Source organism: Caballeronia sp. dw_276 (genome assembly GCF_018449635.1).
GTDB lineage: Bacteria > Pseudomonadota > Gammaproteobacteria > Burkholderiales > Burkholderiaceae > Caballeronia.
The window spans coordinates 44,438-60,748 of the sequence record NZ_JAAVUV010000014.1 but is presented as its reverse complement, the minus strand read 5'-3'; the positions used below and the strand labels follow the sequence as shown (position 1 = coordinate 60,748).

18 protein-coding genes are annotated in these 16,311 nt (G+C 59.7%); 6 read left to right on the top strand and 12 right to left on the bottom strand.

What is annotated here, in order from left to right; translation table 11 throughout:
• Nucleotides 1-16: 16 nt before the first annotated feature.
• The 6 genes from HB633_RS25475 to HB633_RS25450 form a co-directional block, all read right to left on the bottom strand.
• Nucleotides 17-1,405: a replicative DNA helicase gene (locus HB633_RS25475; RefSeq protein ID WP_060857247.1), complete on the bottom strand. Its 1,389-nt coding sequence runs from the start codon at nucleotides 1,403-1,405 to the stop codon at nucleotides 17-19.
• Between the two features lie 140 nt (nucleotides 1,406-1,545).
• Nucleotides 1,546-2,001 (bottom strand): 50S ribosomal protein L9, encoded by a 456-nt coding sequence (rplI, locus tag HB633_RS25470; RefSeq protein WP_213780880.1) that lies wholly within the window; start codon nucleotides 1,999-2,001, stop codon nucleotides 1,546-1,548.
• Nucleotides 2,002-2,028: 27 nt separating this feature from the next.
• Nucleotides 2,029-2,304: a 30S ribosomal protein S18 gene (gene rpsR / locus HB633_RS25465; protein ID WP_047896822.1), complete on the bottom strand. Its 276-nt coding sequence runs from the start codon at nucleotides 2,302-2,304 to the stop codon at nucleotides 2,029-2,031.
• A 2-nt stretch (nucleotides 2,305-2,306) separates the two neighbouring features.
• The gene (priB, locus tag HB633_RS25460; protein WP_061999250.1) at nucleotides 2,307-2,606 is read right to left on the bottom strand and encodes a primosomal replication protein N; all 300 of its coding nucleotides are present in this window, start codon (nucleotides 2,604-2,606) and stop codon (nucleotides 2,307-2,309) included.
• Nucleotides 2,607-2,652: 46 nt separating this feature from the next.
• The gene (rpsF, locus tag HB633_RS25455) at nucleotides 2,653-3,027 is read right to left on the bottom strand and encodes a 30S ribosomal protein S6 (protein ID WP_056353082.1); all 375 of its coding nucleotides are present in this window, start codon (nucleotides 3,025-3,027) and stop codon (nucleotides 2,653-2,655) included.
• Nucleotides 3,028-3,205: 178 nt separating this feature from the next.
• Nucleotides 3,206-4,117 (bottom strand): LysR family transcriptional regulator, encoded by a 912-nt coding sequence (locus tag HB633_RS25450; protein ID WP_213780879.1) that lies wholly within the window; start codon nucleotides 4,115-4,117, stop codon nucleotides 3,206-3,208.
• 155 nt (nucleotides 4,118-4,272) lie between these two features.
• Here HB633_RS25450 and gcl point away from each other — a divergent pair, with 155 nt between their 5' ends.
• The 4 genes from gcl to lysM all read left to right on the top strand — a co-directional run bounded on the left by gcl (nucleotide 4,273) and on the right by lysM (nucleotide 8,548).
• Nucleotides 4,273-6,054 carry a glyoxylate carboligase gene (gene gcl / locus HB633_RS25445; RefSeq protein WP_213780878.1) on the top strand — a complete coding sequence of 594 codons (1,782 nt, stop codon included), beginning with the start codon at nucleotides 4,273-4,275 and terminating at the stop codon, nucleotides 6,052-6,054.
• Nucleotides 6,055-6,079: 25 nt separating this feature from the next.
• Entirely contained in the window at nucleotides 6,080-6,865 is a 786-nt protein-coding gene (hyi, locus tag HB633_RS25440; RefSeq protein ID WP_213780877.1) for a hydroxypyruvate isomerase, read from the top strand.
• A gap of 34 nt (nucleotides 6,866-6,899) precedes the next feature.
• Nucleotides 6,900-7,787 carry a 2-hydroxy-3-oxopropionate reductase gene (gene glxR / locus HB633_RS25435; RefSeq protein WP_213780876.1) on the top strand — a complete coding sequence of 296 codons (888 nt, stop codon included), beginning with the start codon at nucleotides 6,900-6,902 and terminating at the stop codon, nucleotides 7,785-7,787.
• Between the two features lie 272 nt (nucleotides 7,788-8,059).
• Nucleotides 8,060-8,548 carry a peptidoglycan-binding protein LysM gene (gene lysM / locus HB633_RS25430; protein WP_213780875.1) on the top strand — a complete coding sequence of 163 codons (489 nt, stop codon included), beginning with the start codon at nucleotides 8,060-8,062 and terminating at the stop codon, nucleotides 8,546-8,548.
• 53 nt (nucleotides 8,549-8,601) lie between these two features.
• On the opposite strand, the gene HB633_RS25425 is transcribed toward lysM, so the two are convergent.
• The 6 genes from HB633_RS25425 to HB633_RS25400 form a co-directional block, all read right to left on the bottom strand.
• Nucleotides 8,602-9,606: an asparaginase gene (locus HB633_RS25425; RefSeq protein ID WP_213780874.1), complete on the bottom strand. Its 1,005-nt coding sequence runs from the start codon at nucleotides 9,604-9,606 to the stop codon at nucleotides 8,602-8,604.
• A 36-nt stretch (nucleotides 9,607-9,642) separates the two neighbouring features.
• Nucleotides 9,643-10,569: a CysB family HTH-type transcriptional regulator gene (locus tag HB633_RS25420; RefSeq protein WP_056353073.1), complete on the bottom strand. Its 927-nt coding sequence runs from the start codon at nucleotides 10,567-10,569 to the stop codon at nucleotides 9,643-9,645.
• Between the two features lie 24 nt (nucleotides 10,570-10,593).
• Nucleotides 10,594-11,652: a sulfate ABC transporter ATP-binding protein gene (locus HB633_RS25415; RefSeq protein ID WP_213780873.1), complete on the bottom strand. Its 1,059-nt coding sequence runs from the start codon at nucleotides 11,650-11,652 to the stop codon at nucleotides 10,594-10,596.
• 15 nt (nucleotides 11,653-11,667) lie between these two features.
• Nucleotides 11,668-12,600 carry a sulfate ABC transporter permease subunit CysW gene (cysW, locus tag HB633_RS25410; protein ID WP_213780872.1) on the bottom strand — a complete coding sequence of 311 codons (933 nt, stop codon included), beginning with the start codon at nucleotides 12,598-12,600 and terminating at the stop codon, nucleotides 11,668-11,670.
• On the bottom strand, nucleotides 12,597-13,493 hold the full coding sequence (gene cysT, locus HB633_RS25405; protein WP_213780870.1) for a sulfate ABC transporter permease subunit CysT: 897 nt from the start codon (nucleotides 13,491-13,493) through the stop codon (nucleotides 12,597-12,599). The genes cysW and cysT overlap by 4 nt, the downstream gene beginning before the upstream one ends.
• Before the next feature lie 167 nt (nucleotides 13,494-13,660).
• Complete coding sequence (locus HB633_RS25400) at nucleotides 13,661-14,698, bottom strand: sulfate ABC transporter substrate-binding protein (RefSeq protein WP_213780869.1); 1,038 nt, start codon at nucleotides 14,696-14,698, stop codon at nucleotides 13,661-13,663.
• A 294-nt stretch (nucleotides 14,699-14,992) separates the two neighbouring features.
• Here HB633_RS25400 and lexA point away from each other — a divergent pair, with 294 nt between their 5' ends.
• Nucleotides 14,993-15,649, top strand: a complete 657-nt coding sequence (gene lexA / locus HB633_RS25395) for a transcriptional repressor LexA (RefSeq protein WP_213780867.1) — start codon at nucleotides 14,993-14,995, stop codon at nucleotides 15,647-15,649.
• Nucleotides 15,650-15,844: 195 nt separating this feature from the next.
• Entirely contained in the window at nucleotides 15,845-16,240 is a 396-nt protein-coding gene (locus tag HB633_RS25390) for a hypothetical protein (protein WP_255581157.1), read from the top strand.
• Nucleotides 16,241-16,311: the final 71 nt, after the last annotated feature.

Below are 16,311 nucleotides of genomic sequence, written 5' to 3'. Positions count from 1 at the left end.
TTGCACAATTAGTTCCTTAGTCGCTGTAGAAATTCTGCGCGCCGGCAAAATTCTCGAACTTCGTGTATTGACCCTGGAACGTGAGCCGTACCGGGCCGATCGGACCATTACGCTGCTTGCCGATGATGATTTCCGCCGTGCCTTTGTCCGGACTGTCGGGGTTGTAAACCTCGTCGCGATAGATAAACAAAATGACGTCCGCATCCTGCTCGATAGCGCCGGATTCGCGCAAATCCGACATGATCGGGCGCTTGTTCGGCCTCTGCTCCAACCCGCGATTGAGCTGCGATAGCGCAACGACGGGGACATCGAGTTCTTTTGCGAGACTTTTGAGCGAACGCGAGATTTCGGAAATTTCCGTAGCGCGGTTTTCGCCACCCGATCCTGATCCGGACATCAGCTGCAAGTAGTCGACAATGATCAAACCCAGTTTGCCGCACTGCCGCGCGAGGCGACGTGAACGTGAACGCAATTCCATCGGGTTCAGGCCGCCGGTTTCATCGATAAAAATTTGCGCCTCACTCATTTTCTGCACCGCGTGCGTGAGCTTTGGCCAGTCTTCGTCGGTGAGACGGCCGGTGCGCATTCTGTGCTGATCAAGACGTCCGACCGAGCCCAGCATCCGCATGGTCAGCTGCGTACCCGGCATTTCCATTGAGAACACGGCGACCGGCAGGCCGTATTCGACTGCCACGTACTCGCCGATATTCATCGAAAACGCGGTTTTACCCATCGATGGACGCCCCGCCACGATGATCAACTCACCGCCGTGCATACCGGAAGTCATGCGGTCCAGATCGACAAAACCGGTCGGCGTACCGGTGACATCGCTGGGATTCGCAGTGTGATAAAGCGTATCGATACGCTCGACGACTTCCGTCAAAAGCGGGCCGATCTCCAGAAACCCTTGCGTGCCGCGCGCGCCGCTTTCCGCGATCGAAAATACTTTCGCTTCGGCTTCGTCCAGCAACTGGCGCACTTCCTTGCCTTGTGGATTGAAGGCGTCAGCGGAAATCTCGTCGGCGACGGAAACCAGCCGGCGCAAGACCGCCCGGTCGCGCACGATTTCCGCGTATCGGCGAATGTTGGCTGCGCTCGGCGTGTTCTGTGCCAGCGCGTTCAGGTAGGCAAGACCGCCAACTTCCTCCGCCTTGCCCGTATTCGTCAACGCCTCGTAGACGGTGATCACGTCAGCAGGACGCGTGGTCGCGATCAGCTTGCCGATCGCCTCGTAGATGATCCTGTGGTCGTAGCGGTAGAAATCACTGTGCGACATCAGGTCCGCAATGCGATCCCACGCGGCGTTGTCGAGCAACAAGCCGCCAATGACGGATTGTTCGGCTTCGATGGAATGCGGCGGGACCTTCAGCGCATCCATTTGCGGATCTTTCGAGGGTGCGTTCATGGGGAGCAATTATCGGCGAAATGAAGGGGCGGCGGGAGACGGAAAAAACAAAAAAGGCGGGAACCGTTGAGGGTTCCCGCCCTTCTTTTACTACTGTGCTTTTGCATCAGCGCCAGGAGAAAACCCGGCTGGCTGGAAGCTTAAGCGTGCTCGCCCAGCACCGACACCGTTACGTCAACCAACACGTCCGTGTGCAGCGCGATCTGGACAGCGTGATCGCCAACCAGCTTCAGCGGGCCGTCGGCCAGACGCACTTGCGACTTTTCGACTTCAGCCAGACCCTGCTTCTTCAGCGCGTCTGCGATGTCCGCATTCGTCACCGAACCGAACAAACGACCGTCGACGCCAGCCTTTTGCGAGATCTGAACGGTTGCGCCGCTCAGCTTTTCGCCTTGAGCCGTAGCAGCTGCCAGCTTTTCAGCCGCAACCTTTTCCAGTTCAGCGCGGCGCACTTCGAATTCCGCGATTGCGTCCTTCGTTGCACGGCGAGCCTTCTTGCCCGGGATCAGGAAGTTACGTGCGTAACCGTCCTTGACCTTCACGATGTCGCCGAGGTTGCCCAGGTTGACGACTTTTTCCAAAAGAATGATTTGCATTTGGCTTTTCCTTATTGCGTCGTCTGATTAGGCCTTGTGCAGGTCGGTGTACGGCAGGAGCGCGAGAAAACGAGCGCGCTTGATAGCCGTGTCGAGCTGACGTTGGTAGTGAGCCTTGGTTCCAGTCAAACGAGCCGGCGTGATCTTGCCGTTCTCACCAACGAAATCCTTCAGCGTTTCCGTGTCCTTGTAGTCGATGTACTCGACATTGGCCGCGGTGAAACGGCAGAACTTCTTGCGCTTGAAGAGCGGGTTTTGTTGCTGACGACGTTTGTCGAATTTCTTACCAGTCGGGCGGGGCATGTTCAGTCCTTTCCAATATCCTGCAATTCTGTGATGTGAAACACCAGGGTTCGCGCGTTGCGGTTTTTCTTGGCCATGAAGCCTGTGAAGAGCGTTTCGACGCCCATCGCAAGGCTTTCCAGCTTGCCGCTCGCAGCTCCGGCCGCTACCGCAGGAAGTGTCAGTTCGATCTGGCGAGGAATGCCCGCTTCGACGACTTCCGTACAGTGATGCAACGTGCAGCTTGCTATGGGGACGCCGGCGGGGGTGTACCGCACCGGTTCGCGTTCCACGACGCTTGCTGTCAGTTGCAGCCGGTTCACTTAAATCCTGGTGGCTTGACGCCTATGAATAGGTATAGGCGACTATTTAAGCCTGCGCTTCAGTCGACGGCTGGCTGGCCGCCTTCTTGGCTTCTTCGCGGTGCACTTCCTTCATCATCGGCGACGGGCCGGTTTCGGCCTTCTTCATCTTGACGATCAGGTGACGCAGCACTGCGTCGTTGAACTTGAATGCGTGTTCCAGCTCTTCCAGGGTTTCCTGGCTGCATTCGATGTTCATGCACACGTAGTGAGCCTTCGCGAGTTTCTCGATCATGTAAGCCAGCTGACGGCGGCCCCAGTCTTCGATGCGGTGGATCGAACCACCGTGCGACGTGATCGTGGTTTTGTACCGTTCGATCATGGCGGGCACTTGCTCGCTCTGATCCGGATGCACGATAAATACGATTTCGTAATGACGCATTGTTACTCCTTGAGGATATAAAGCCACCCGGGCGTCGGACCGGTGCGGCAAGAGAGAAGCCAGCGATTATAGCCGGATATGGATGCCCGTACAACTGATTTGGGCGATTCGCGCTTCAGTTCCGCTGTGTTTTCAATGGCTTAGGCGCGCCCCGGCGGTCCCGTGCGGTTGAAAGACGTTAGCGCTCGCGGCTCCAGTAATCCGGCTGCGCATAAATTTTCTTCAAATAATCAATGAAGTAGCGCACTTTTGCCGGAACATAGCGCTGTTGCGGATATACGGCGAGGATGTCGTAGTCCGGTAGCGCGAACTCGTCGAGTACCGTTTCCAGTTCGCCCGCCGCCAGTTGCCGCTGGATCTCCCACGTCGAGCGCCAGCCAAGGCCGTGGCCTTCGGAGACCCATCGGTGGAGCAATTCGCCGTCGTTGCAATCAAGGTTTCCGGAAACGCGCACCGTTGCCAGCTTGCCGTTGCGGCGGAAGTACCAGCCGCGGTTCTGACCGCCCTGCAGGTTGAAGGCAAGGCAATTGTGGCGCGGCAGGTCATCGAGCAATTTCGGTTTGCCGTGCTTCTTGAAATACGCGGGCGTGCCGCAGACCACGCGATGGTTTTCAGCGAGTTTCACCGCCACGAAATTCTGGTCCACCGCCCCGCCGATCCGTATCGACAGGTCGTAACCCTCGCGGATCAGGTCGGCCACGCGGTCATTCAGGTTGAACGACATCTGCAACGCGGGTTTATCGGCGAGAAAACCAGGGGCGTGCGGCGCCACGTGCATTCGCCCGAAAGCGGCGGGCGCCGAGACGATCAGATGGCCGTCGACGGTGCGCTGACCGTCGGCGAGTTCGTTTTCCGCCTGGTTCCAGTCGGCCAAAAGCCCACGGCAGCGTTCCAGAAAGGCCGCGCCTTCTTCGCTTACAACCAGACGGCGCGTCGAGCGATACATCAACTTCACGCCCAGACGCTTTTCCAGCGCATCGATACGCCGCCCCAGAATCACCGGCGACACGCCCTCTTCCAACGCGGCCGCGGCGAGGCTGCCGGCCTCGGCTACCTTCACGAACGTCTCTATTTGCCTGAAGCGATCCATTTTTCTGTCTCCGTTGCACAGCCGTTCCATACTTTTTGTATCGGATCAAACGACTCTGGCTGATCTTATCAACACTCCGGCACACGCATAAAGTCCGTTAAACGACGTTCTGCAATGGCGGGACGCAGCGAAACACAAAGTGGATGGAGACAGTCATGACAAAAATGCGAGCTGTAGACGCAGCCGTTCTGGTGCTGGAAAAAGAAGGCATCGAGATGGCGTTCGGCGTTCCGGGCGCTGCAATCAATCCGTTCTACTCCGCGCTGCAGCGGGCCGGCAGTATCGGCCACGTGCTGGCGCGGCACGTGGAAGGCGCGTCGCACATGGCTGAAGGTTATACGCGGGCGTCGCCGGGAAACATTGGCGTGTGTATCGGCACGTCGGGACCGGCCGGAACGGACATGATCACCGGTCTGTATTCCGCTCAGGCCGATTCGATTCCGATTCTCGCCATCACGGGTCAGGCGCCGCGCTCGCGTCTCTATAAAGAAGACTTCCAGGCCGTCGATATCGAATCGATCGCGAAGCCGGTGACCAAGTGGGCAGTCACGGTGCGCGAACCGGCGCTCGTGCCGCGCGTGTTCCAGCAGGCGTTCCACCTGATGCGCTCGGGCCGTCCGGGTCCGGTGCTGGTGGACTTGCCTATCGATGTGCAGCTCGCCGAAATTGAATTCGATATCGATACGTACGAACCCCTGCCCGTTTACAAGCCGAAAGCCACGCGCGCCCAGGTCGAAAAGGCGCTGACGATGCTGACGAGTTCAGAGCGCCCGTTGATCGTGTCCGGCGGCGGCGTATTGAATGCGGCTGCTGAAGATCTGCTGGTCGAGTTCGCCGAGCTCGTGAACGTGCCAGTGATCCCGACGCTGATGAGCTGGGGCGCGATTGCCGACGACCATCCGCTGATGGCCGGCATGTGCGGTTTGCAAACGGCCCACCGGTACGGCAACGCCAACATGTTGGCATCGGACTTCGTGCTGGGTATCGGCAATCGCTGGGCGAACCGGCATACCGGCAGCGTCGAGGTTTATACGAAGGGCCGCACGTTCGTGCACGTGGATATTGAACCGACGCAGATTGGCCGCGTCTTCGGACCGGATCTCGGAATCGTATCCGATGCCAAATTCGCGCTCGAACTCTTCGTTGAAGTGGCGCGTGAATGGAAGGCCGCGGGCAAGCTGAAGGATCTCGGCACGTGGGTTGGCGAGTGCCAGGAACGCAAGCGCACGATGCATCGCAAGACGCACTTCGACAACGTGCCGATGAAGCCGCAACGCGTCTACGAAGAGATGAACAAGGTGTTTGGCCGCGACACGTGCTACATCTCGACGATCGGCTTGTCGCAGATCGCCGGCGCGCAATTCCTGCACGTGTACAAGGCGCGCAACTGGATCAACTGCGGTCAGGCCGGCCCGCTCGGCTGGACGATTCCGGCAGCGCTCGGCGTGCGCGCTGCGGACCCGCAACGGTCGATCGTCGCGCTCTCCGGCGACTACGACTTCCAGTTCATGATCGAAGAGCTTGCCGTTGGCGCGCAATTCCGCCTGCCTTATATCCACGTAGTCGTGAACAACTCGTACCTCGGCCTTATTCGCCAGGCACAACGTGGTTTCGATATGGACTACTGCGTGCAGCTCGCGTTCGAGAACATCAACGCGCCTGATCTGAACGGTTATGGCGTGGATCACGTCGCGGTCGCCGAAGGTCTGGGCTGCAAGGCAATGCGCGTCTTCAAACCGGAAGATCTGGCGCCGGCCCTTCGCAAAGCGGAAGGCATGCTGGCGGAGTTCGGGGTGCCGATCATCGTGGAAGTGATCCTGGAGCGCGTGACGAACATCGCGATGGGCACGGAGATCGACAACATCAACGAGTTCGAGCCGCTCGCCGAAAACGAAGAGGACGCGCCGACAGCGATTGCGTCGACATCGAACGCCTGAAACAAAGCCTGAGAGAGTAGAACCCATGCCTAATTTTGCCGCAAACCTGACGATGCTTTTCAACGAAGTGCCCTTCCTCGATCGCTTTGCCGCGGCAGCGGAAGCGGGCTTCGAAGCGGTGGAGTTCCTGTTTCCTTACCCGTATTCCATCGCGGATTTGCGTCAGCGGCTGGACGACAACAATCTGCAGATCGTGTTGCATAACTTGCCCGCCGGAAACTGGGAAGGCGGCGAGCGCGGCATTGCGTGTTTGCCGGACCGGAAGGAAGAGTTTCGCGAAGGCGTGACGAAGGCGATCGAATACGCCAAAGCGTTGAACGTGCCGCAGCTCAATTGTCTGGTCGGAATTCCGCCGGCTTCGGTGAGTCGTGAAGAAGCGCGCGCGACGATCGTCGAAAACCTGAAGTTCGCGGCCGATGCGTTGAAGAAAGAAGGTATCAGGCTCTTGGTCGAGCCTTGCAACCACTTCGATATCCCCGGCTTCGCGTTGAATAAATCGCAAGAAGGACTCGACGTGATTCGCGATGTCGGTTCGGACAACCTGTTCCTGCAGTACGACATCTATCACATGCAGCGCATGGAAGGCGAACTGGCGGCGACGATCAAGCGCAACCTGCCTTCGATTGCGCATGTTCAACTCGCCGACAACCCTGGTCGCAACGAACCGGGCACGGGCGAGATCAACTATCCGTTCCTGTTCGCCCTGCTGGATTCGGTCGGCTACGAAGGCTGGATCGGTTGCGAATACAAACCGCGTACGACGACCGAAGCGGGCCTCGGATGGTTGAACGAACTTCGCGCGGTTGCATAAAGCCGCGACCCGATAATTGGAGGAGACACACGTAATGGCAACAATCGGTTTTATCGGACTTGGCATCATGGGCGCCCACATGGCGCGCAACCTGAAGAAAGCGGGCCACACGCTCGTCCTGAACGGCGCATATCCGGTGCCCGACGATCTGCGTTCGCTCGGCACGGTGGTCGGCAATTCGACCGAAGTCGCGCGCGGCAGCGAGATCATCGTGTTGATGGTTCCGGACACGCCCGATGTGGCGAACGTCCTCTTCGCCGACGACGGTGTAGCGAAGGGCCTCGAGAAAGGCCAGCTCGTGATCGACATGAGCTCGATCTCCCCGCTCGAAACGCAGGCGTTCGCCAAAAAGATCAACGCACTGGGCTGCGATTACCTCGATGCACCCGTCTCCGGCGGCGAAGTCGGCGCGCGTGAAGCGACGCTCACGATCATGGTCGGCGGCCCCGAAACCGCGTTCGAACGCGCAAAACCTTTGTTCGATGTGATGGGCAAGAACATCACGCTCATCGGCGATAACGGTGCGGGACAAACGTGCAAGGTCGCCAATCAGATCATCGTGGCGCTGAACATCGAGGCTGTCGGTGAAGCGCTGCTGTTTGCATCGAAGTCAGGCGCCGATCCCGAGCGCGTGCGCAAAGCGTTGATGGGCGGCTTCGCGGCGTCGCGGATTCTGGAAGTGCACGGCGAGCGCATGACCAAGCGCACGTTCAACCCGGGCTTTCGGATCGAGCTGCATCAGAAAGACTTGAACCTGGCATTGGAAAGCGCCAAGAAGCTCGGGCTCGCATTGCCGCACACGGCAAGCGCGCAACAATTGTTCAGCGTCTGCGTGGCCAATGGCGGACGCGAATGGGATCACTCGGGCATGGTTCGGGCGCTGGAACTGATGTCGAATCATCAGGTTACCGAAGGAAAGTGAATTGCTGAAAACCGGCTGATCTCCGGTGGGTTGCAAGAAGTGCAATAACGTTGGGTCCGTCTAGCGGCGCCCGGCAGTGACGTGGAAGCCTTGGTCGGTCAGACGTCATTGCCGGGTGTCCGCCTGCCGGATCTTTTTTTCGTTTCAAGAAGTGCTCATCGACACAGTATTACAACTCCTCCATTGAACGCCGCGAACTTGGCCTGACCTTAAGCGACTAAGAGGCTCGGCTTTATCGGGCCGTCTCAATGGTTTAATACAGGAGTTGGAACATGGGCATGTTCAGTTTCATCAAGGAAGCGGGCGAGAAGTTGTTCGGCGCGGTATCGACAACCGCTTCGGCCGCACCGGCAGCGCCGGACGTCGCGGCGTTGAACAAGACGGCGGGCGACGCCATTGCGGCGTATATCCGCAATCAGGGACTCACCGCGGACAACCTGCAAGTCGCCTACGATGGCGCTTCGCACACCGTCACGGTCAGCGGCCAGGCCGCCGATCAGGCGACCAAGGAAAAGATCCTGGTCGCGGCAGGCAACGTACAGCACGTGGACAAGGTTGACGATCACCTGACCGTGCTGAATCCCACGCCGGTCTCGCAGTTCCATACGGTGGCCGCAGGCGACAATCTCTGGAAAATCGCGGACAAGTATTACGGCAATGGCGCGAAACACGACGTGATCTTCGAAGCCAATAAGCCGATGCTCAAGAGCGCCGACAAGATTTACCCGGGCCAGGTTTTGCGCATTCCGCCGCTGGCCTGAAACAGTTGATGAGTTGACGAAAAACGCGAACCGAGGTTCGCGTTTTTTTGTTGTCAGTAGTTATCGAAAACGCTTTGCAGGTCTTTTGGCGCGATACCCGCGGCGAGTGCAAGCATCAACAACACGCGGGCCTTGTACGGGTTCAGGCTTCCCGCCGTGATTGAACCTAGAGCGTCGTCCGGCGCGGCGCCGTTGCGCATCACGTGTCCCGAACCGACCCGCGACGAACGCACGACTGCCACGCCCTGCTTTGCGGCATCGGCAACGGCCTGTTGCATCGTCGAATGGATCGAGCCGTTTCCCGTGCCGGCAATCACAAGCCCTTGTGCACCGGCCGCGACCAAAGCATCGATCGCCACGCGCGATGCCCCTGCGTAACTCGCCACGATCTCGACCACAGGCAACTCAGCCGCGATCCGGAACGGCGTATTTAATGTATGCGGCCTGACGACCGCGCGCTGATATTCGACCTGACCGTCCTGCACCCAGCCGAGCGCGCCGCCTTCTGGAGACCGGAAGGCATCGACGGCGTAGGTGCTGGTTTTTGTAATGTCGCGTCCGCTATGGATCTGGTTGTTGAACGCCACCAGCACGCCCTGCTTCCATGATCCCTTGTGTGCCGCCACTGTGACTGCGTTGAGCAGGTTGAGCGGACCGTCGGCGGATAGCGCAGTCGATGGCCGCATGGCCGCCGTAAGCACGACCGGCTTGTCGCTCTTGACCGTCAGATGCAGCAAATACGCGGTTTCTTCGAGCGTATCCGTGCCGTGAGTGATGACGACGCCGTCGATATCGTCCTGCCCGAGCAACGCATTCACGCGTGTGCACAACGTCGCCCAGAGCGCCGGCGTCATGTCCTTGCTGTCGATGCTCGCCACCTGCTCCGCGTGAATCCGCGCGATTTGCGACAAGGACGGCACGGCGTCGAGCAATTTTTCGACGCCGACAACACCAGCCTTGTAACCCGACGTTTTCGCGGCATCGCCCGCCTCGCCCGCGATGGTTCCACCGGTAGCAAGGACGGCGATCTGCGGCAATGAAGTGTGTAGAGAGTTCATGGCCGCAATTGTAGCGGAGCGTGCCCGGAGCGAGTTTTAAGCAGCCTCGCGCAACTGCGCCGCGATCTGCGCTTCGTCGAGTTGCGGTGCGAACATCTCGATCAGCTTGTATGCGTACGCCCGAAGGAACGCGCCTTTGCGCAAACCGACGCGCGTGGTGCTTGCTTCGAACAGATGCTGCGTGTCGAGCGCGACGAGTTCGGTATCGCGTTTCTCGTCAAAGGCCATCGCAGCCACGATGCCGATTCCCATGCCCAGTTCCACGTACGTCTTGATCACGTCGGCGTCGATGGCGGTCAGCACCACGTCCGGCATTGCGCCCACTTTGGCGAACGCCTGGTCGACGTGCGAACGGCCAGTGAAGTCGTTGTCGTACGTGACGATTGGATATTCGGCGATTTCATCGAGCGTGAGGTTTTCGCGGCCGACCAGCGGATGCCCCTTCGGCACGACCACCGTGTGATGCCACGAATAGCACGGGAACGTGACGATATCTGGATACCGGTCGAGCGCTTCCGTCGAAATACCGATATCCGCTTCGCCGTTGATGATCATCTGCGCGATCTGCTGCGGGCTGCCCTGGCGCAGCGCGAGATGGACCTTCGGGAACACCTCGGTGAACTGGCGAATGACTTTCGGCAACGCATAGCGCGCCTGCGTGTGCGTGGTCGCAACCACCAGATGGCCGTTGTCCTGATCGGCAAACTGGCGTGCGACGCGGCGCAGGTTTTCGGCATCGAGCAACATGCGCTCGATTACCTGATGCACTTCCTTGCCCGGCTCGGTCAGGCCCGTCAGACGCTTGCCGCGACGGATGAAGATATCGACGCCGAGTTCATCCTCGAGATCCTTGATCTGCTTCGATACACCCGACTGCGACGTGTACAGCACGTTCGCGACTTCGGTCAGGTTCATGTTCTGGCGCACGGCCTCGCGGACGAAACGCAGTTGCTGGAAGTTCATGTCAGCCTCTCTTCTTGGGTAGTCTTAATGTGCCGGGAACACGCGCAGCACGCGCGGGACGGCGGTCACGCCATCGCCTATGTTCAGGTTCAAACCACGCCACGTCTCGCGATCCAGCTCGGCTTCGAGCACGTTGCCTTCCGTGCCTTCCAGGTCCACGCGCACGGAACCGCCGAGTGTCACGACACGGCGGACGTCGACCACGATGCCATCGCGATGACCCGACGCCGTCGGGAACAGCGTGAGGTCGTGCGGCCGCACGTAGGCGACGGCGGGACCGGCGAAATTCGCTTCAGTGGCGATCGGTTGAGCGGCGCCTTGCGCCACGAAACCTTGTGCATCGACGGTGCCTTTCAGACGATTGGCCGCCCCCAGAAACTCGTACACGAACGACGTTTGCGGGTGATCGTAGACATCTTGCGGACTGCCGACCTGCTCCACATGTCCACGGTTGAGCACCACGATCCGGTCGGCGACTTCGAGCGCTTCTTCTTGGTCGTGCGTGACGAAAATGGTCGAGATATGCAGGTCGTCGTGCAAACGGCGCAGCCAGCTGCGCAGCTCCTTGCGAACCTTGGCATCGAGCGCGCCGAACGGTTCGTCGAGCAACAGCACTTTCGGTTCGACGGCGAGAGCACGCGCCAACGCGATCCGCTGCCGCTGTCCACCCGACAATTCCGATGGAAACCGTTGCGCCAGCCAGTCGAGCTGCACAAGTTTCAGCAACTCATGCACTTTCTCGCGGATCACCGCTTCGGACGGCCGTTCCTTGCGCGGCTTCACGCGCAGGCCAAACGCGACGTTTTCAAACACGGTCATATGGCGGAACAGCGCGTAATGCTGGAACACGAAGCCGACCTGACGCTCGCGCGCGCCGACCGCCGCGACGTCCTCGCCGTTCAGCACGACCGAGCCTGCATCGGCGTATTCGAGTCCCGCGATCACGCGCAATAGCGTGGTCTTGCCACAACCGGAAGGTCCAAGCAACGCAACCAGTTCACCCGCCGGGAAGTCGAGGGAGACGTTATCCAGCGCGACGAAATCGCCAAAGCGCTTCTGCAAATTGCGAACGATGATGCTCATGGTGATCCTCGCCTTCTAGTTCTGGAGTGAAGCCGCGGCCGGGACATCGGCGGGCTGGGCTTGCGCGGCTTCTATCGACTTCGCCATGCGGTTTTCGGCGATCAGTTTCAGGCCGAGCGTGACGAGCGCAAGCAGCGCCAGCAGCGAGGCCACGGCGAACGCCGCCGAGAAGTTATATTCGTTGTAGAGGATCTCTACGTGCAGCGGCATGGTGTCGGTCTGGCCGCGAATGTGGCCCGAGACCACGGACACGGCGCCGAACTCGCCCATCGCGCGGGCGTTACAGAGAATCACGCCGTACAGCAAACCCCACTTCACGTTGGGCAGCGTCACGCGCCGGAAAATCTGCCAGCCCGATGCGCCGAGTACGTGCGCCGCCTCTTCCTCGTCGTTGCCTTGCGCCTGCATCAGCGGGATCAGCTCCCGCGCAACGAACGGGAACGTGACGAAGATCGTTGCGAGCACGATGCCCGGCACGGCAAAGATAATCTGCACGTTATGGTCGATGAGCCAGGGCCCGAACCAGCCCTGCGCGCCGAACATCAGCACGTAGATGAGGCCCGAGACGACCGGCGAGACCGAAAACGGCAAGTCGATCAGCGTGGTGAGAAACGCCTTGCCGCGAAACTCGAACTTGGCGATCGCCCACGATGCAGACAGGCCGAACACCACGTTCAGCGGCACGGCTATGGCTGCGGTGATCAGCGTGAGCTTGATCGCGGACCACGCGTCCGGGTCCTTCAACGAATCGAAGTAATACGCCACGCCTTTGGCGAAGGCCTGCGCAAACACGGCGGCAAGCGGCACGACGAGAAACAGCGCCAGAAAAACCAGCGCGATCGTCGTCAAGATCCAGCGTACGACACGCGGTTCGGTGACCGGATCGAGCTTGTGTTCGATGGCGCGCAGCGCGGCAATATCCGCGGCTTTCTGGTTGACGCTGCTCATGCTTTGGCTCCATCGACATGGAGCGAACCCGCCACCGCAGGCGCCGGACCCGCGCCGCCGCGGCTCGTGCGCCGCTGGAGAAACCATTGCAGCGTGTTGATGAGAAGCAGCATCAGGAACGACACGCACAGCATGACCACGGCAATCGCCGTGGCACCCGCGTAGTCGTATTGTTCGAGCTTCGTGATGATCAAGAGCGAGGTGATCTCTGATTTCATCGGCACGTTGCCCGCGATAAAAATCACCGATCCGTACTCACCCAGCGCTCGCGCAAAGGCGAGCGCGAAGCCAGTCAGAAGCGCGGGGAAAAGCGACGGCAGGACCACGCGGCGGAAAGTCAGCCAGCGGGTCGCGCCAAGGCACGCGGCCGCCTCTTCCTGTTCGCGCTCGAAGTCTTCGAGCACCGGCTGCACGGTCCGCACAACGAACGGCAAGCCGATGAACGTCAGCGCCACCAGCACGCCCAGCGGCGTAAACGCCACTTTTAGCCCGAGCGGCGCAAGAAATTGTCCGATCCAGCCATTGGGCGCATACACGGCGGCCAGCGCAATGCCCGCGACGGAAGTAGGCAACGCAAACGGCAAATCGACCACGGCGTCCACGATACGTTTGAACGGGAACGTGTATCGCACGAGGACCCAGGCGACCAGAAAGCCGAACACGGCATTGATCAGCGCGCCGCCAAGCGCCGCGGAAAATGTCAGCCGGTACGACGCCAGCACACGCGGCGACGTGACCGCACGAACGAACGTCGCCCAGTCGAGCGTGGCCGTCTTGGCAAAAGTCGCGGCGAGCGGGATCAGCACCACGAGGCTCAGATACGCCACCGTGACGCCAAGTGTCAGGCCGAAGCCCGGCAGCGCGCTGGGCTTGCGGAAAGTGAAAGTTGTCATGCGTCCATCATCCAGTACCGTTGCGTCGCGGGGACGGCGCTTCGGGGTTCTGACCGTCTGTGCGGCCGTGGTGGTGTTTCTGGTTTCTTGCGGCTTTTTACGACTACAGCATCGCGAGCGGATGAACGCAGGCGATGCTGTATTTCATACCTTCACTGCCACCGCTATTACTGCGGCTGGTAGATCGAATCGAACACGCCGCCATCGGCGAAATGGGTCTTTTGCGCCTTCGTCCAGCCGCCGAACGAATCGTCGATGGTGTACAGCTTGATCTTCGGGAACTGCTTGGTGAGTGCGGCCGGAACGGCTGTCGAACGCGGGCGATAGAAGTTGCGCGCCGCGATCTCCTGACCTTCCTCGCTATATAAGTACTTGAGATACGCCTCGGCAAGCTTGCGCGTGCCATGACGATCGACGACCTTGTCGACAACCGAAACCGGCGGCTCGGCCAGGATGCTCACCGACGGCACCACGATCTCGAACTTGTCCGAACCGAATTCCTTCAACGACAGGAATGCCTCGTTTTCCCAGGCAATCAGCACGTCGCCCTGGCCGCGCTGCACAAAGCTCGTCGTGGCGCCACGCGCGCCCGAATCCAGCACGCCGGCGTTCTTGTATAGCTTCGTCACGAAATCCTTGGCGGTCGTTGCGTTGCCGCCTGGCAGATGTTCCGCATACGCCCACGCCGCGAGATAGTTCCAGCGCGCGCCGCCCGAGGTCTTGGGATTCGGCGTCACAATCGATACACCCGGCTTGAGCAGATCCGGCCAGTCCTTGATCTGCTTCGGATTGCCCTTGCGAACGAGAAACACGATCGTCGATGTGTACGGCGACGCGTTATCCGGCAAACGCTTTTGCCAGTCCTGCGCGACGAGACCCTTGGCCGACAATGCATCGATGTCGTAAGCCAGCGCCAAAGTCACCACGTCGGCTTGCAAGCCGTCGAGAACGGAGCGCGCCTGACCACCCGAGCCGCCGTGCGATTGCTTGAACGTAACGGTCTCGCCCGTCTCGGCTTTCCATTTCTTGCCGAAAGCCTGATTGAAGTCCTGATACAGCTCACGCGTCGGGTCGTACGACACATTGAGAAACGACGTATCGGCGTGCGCTTGCGCGATCATGCCTACCCCGGACGCAGCGCCAATCACGGCCGTTGCCAGCAGTTTTCTCGCGCGCGCGCCCCATCCCGTATTCCGACTCAGCATTCCCCGTTCTCCGTCTTATGGTGTTGGATGGGCCGAGTCTATCGACGGGCTTTCATTATTAAAAATAATTGTTCTTCATGCTTTTAGATCAAAAAGTGCTAATGAAGGCTGGAAGCGGCGTTGCGACCGGTAAACGGGTGTTGGAGCGTCGCGTTTCGGGCTCTTGTGTGGCGCCGGAGACGCCGAACTTAAAGTAAAGCTTGAAAAGCGCCGAATACTGTATAAAACTACAGGCATCTGTTCATCCATACAGTGGATGATCGATTAGACAAGAGGCTAAGACACGTGACCAAGATGAGCAAACTGACCGCGCGGCAACAAGAGGTGTTCGAACTGATCCAGCGCGCGATCGAGCGCACCGGCTTTCCGCCCACGCGCGCCGAGATCGCGGCAGAACTCGGCTTCAGTTCGGCCAACTCAGCAGAGGAGCATCTTCGTGCGTTGGCGCGTAAAGGGGTGATCGAGCTGGCGGCGGGCTCGTCACGCGGCATTCGGCTGTTAAACCTGCCAGGTCCTGATGACGGCCCTCATCAATTCACGCTGCCGCATGCGAGCATCATGCAATTGTCCTTGCCGCTGGTCGGGCGCGTGGCCGCGGGTAGTCCGATCCTCGCGCAAGAACATATCTCGCAGCATTTCGCCTGTGATCCGGCGCTGTTCTCCAGCAAACCCGACTATCTGCTGAAGGTTCGCGGGCTGTCCATGCGCGACGCAGGCATCTTCGACGGTGACCTGCTTGCGGTGCAAAAGAAGAACGAGGCCAAAGACGGTCAGATCGTTGTCGCGCGGCTTGGCGACGACGTGACGGTCAAGCGCTGGAAGCGTCGCCCGGATGGGGTCGAGTTGATTGCTGAGAATCCGGATTACGAAAACATTTTCGTGGCGTCGGGCAGCGATGAATTCGCACTGGAAGGTATTGCTGTCGGACTGATTCGATCCGGCGAGTTGTGATGTGTTTCGGGCGCCGCCGACTTGTTGGCCGCGTTCCGGTTCTTGCGTCTTGAATGCTGTTTTCTGATCCGCATTGCGGCGGCGGGTGCTCTCGCTTCCGGCCGCACTGCGGTTGAATTTCCGGCCTTATAAAGCGTGACGGACATTGCATCCGCGATGAGCCGGCGCGCGCCCTATTGTCCACGGAGAAACATCATGGAACGATTTGCCCGTCTGTTTTCTGCCTCGTTTTTATCGGCTGCGTCCGCTTCCTTTGCGCCCGTAGCGCGCTCGCCGCTTTCGTTCCGGCAATTTCGCGAATTTGGTCGCTTCCGCCATTTGCGTGCATTGATTTCTTGCAAGACGCGCAAGGACACGAACACGCCAGACATGTTCGATGAACCGCCCGTCCTGCCATCACGGCAACCGGCGTTCGCACGGGTGTCACTAAATTCGTCGGTGCACGCGCAAGCCGAGCGTCGTGCACCGGTGCGGGTTTATCGCAGTGAGTCGCGCGTAATTATGGTTGGGAATATTGATGCGGTGTCGCGCATGATCGACCGTTGTATCGACGAAGAACGTGCGGGTGTCGAGGGCGGTCTGCTCGCGTGACGTGCGGGTGATTCCCGTTGCTGGTGAGTTTGAGGGATAGATTTTGCGGCGGCACGGTCAATTGAGATTGT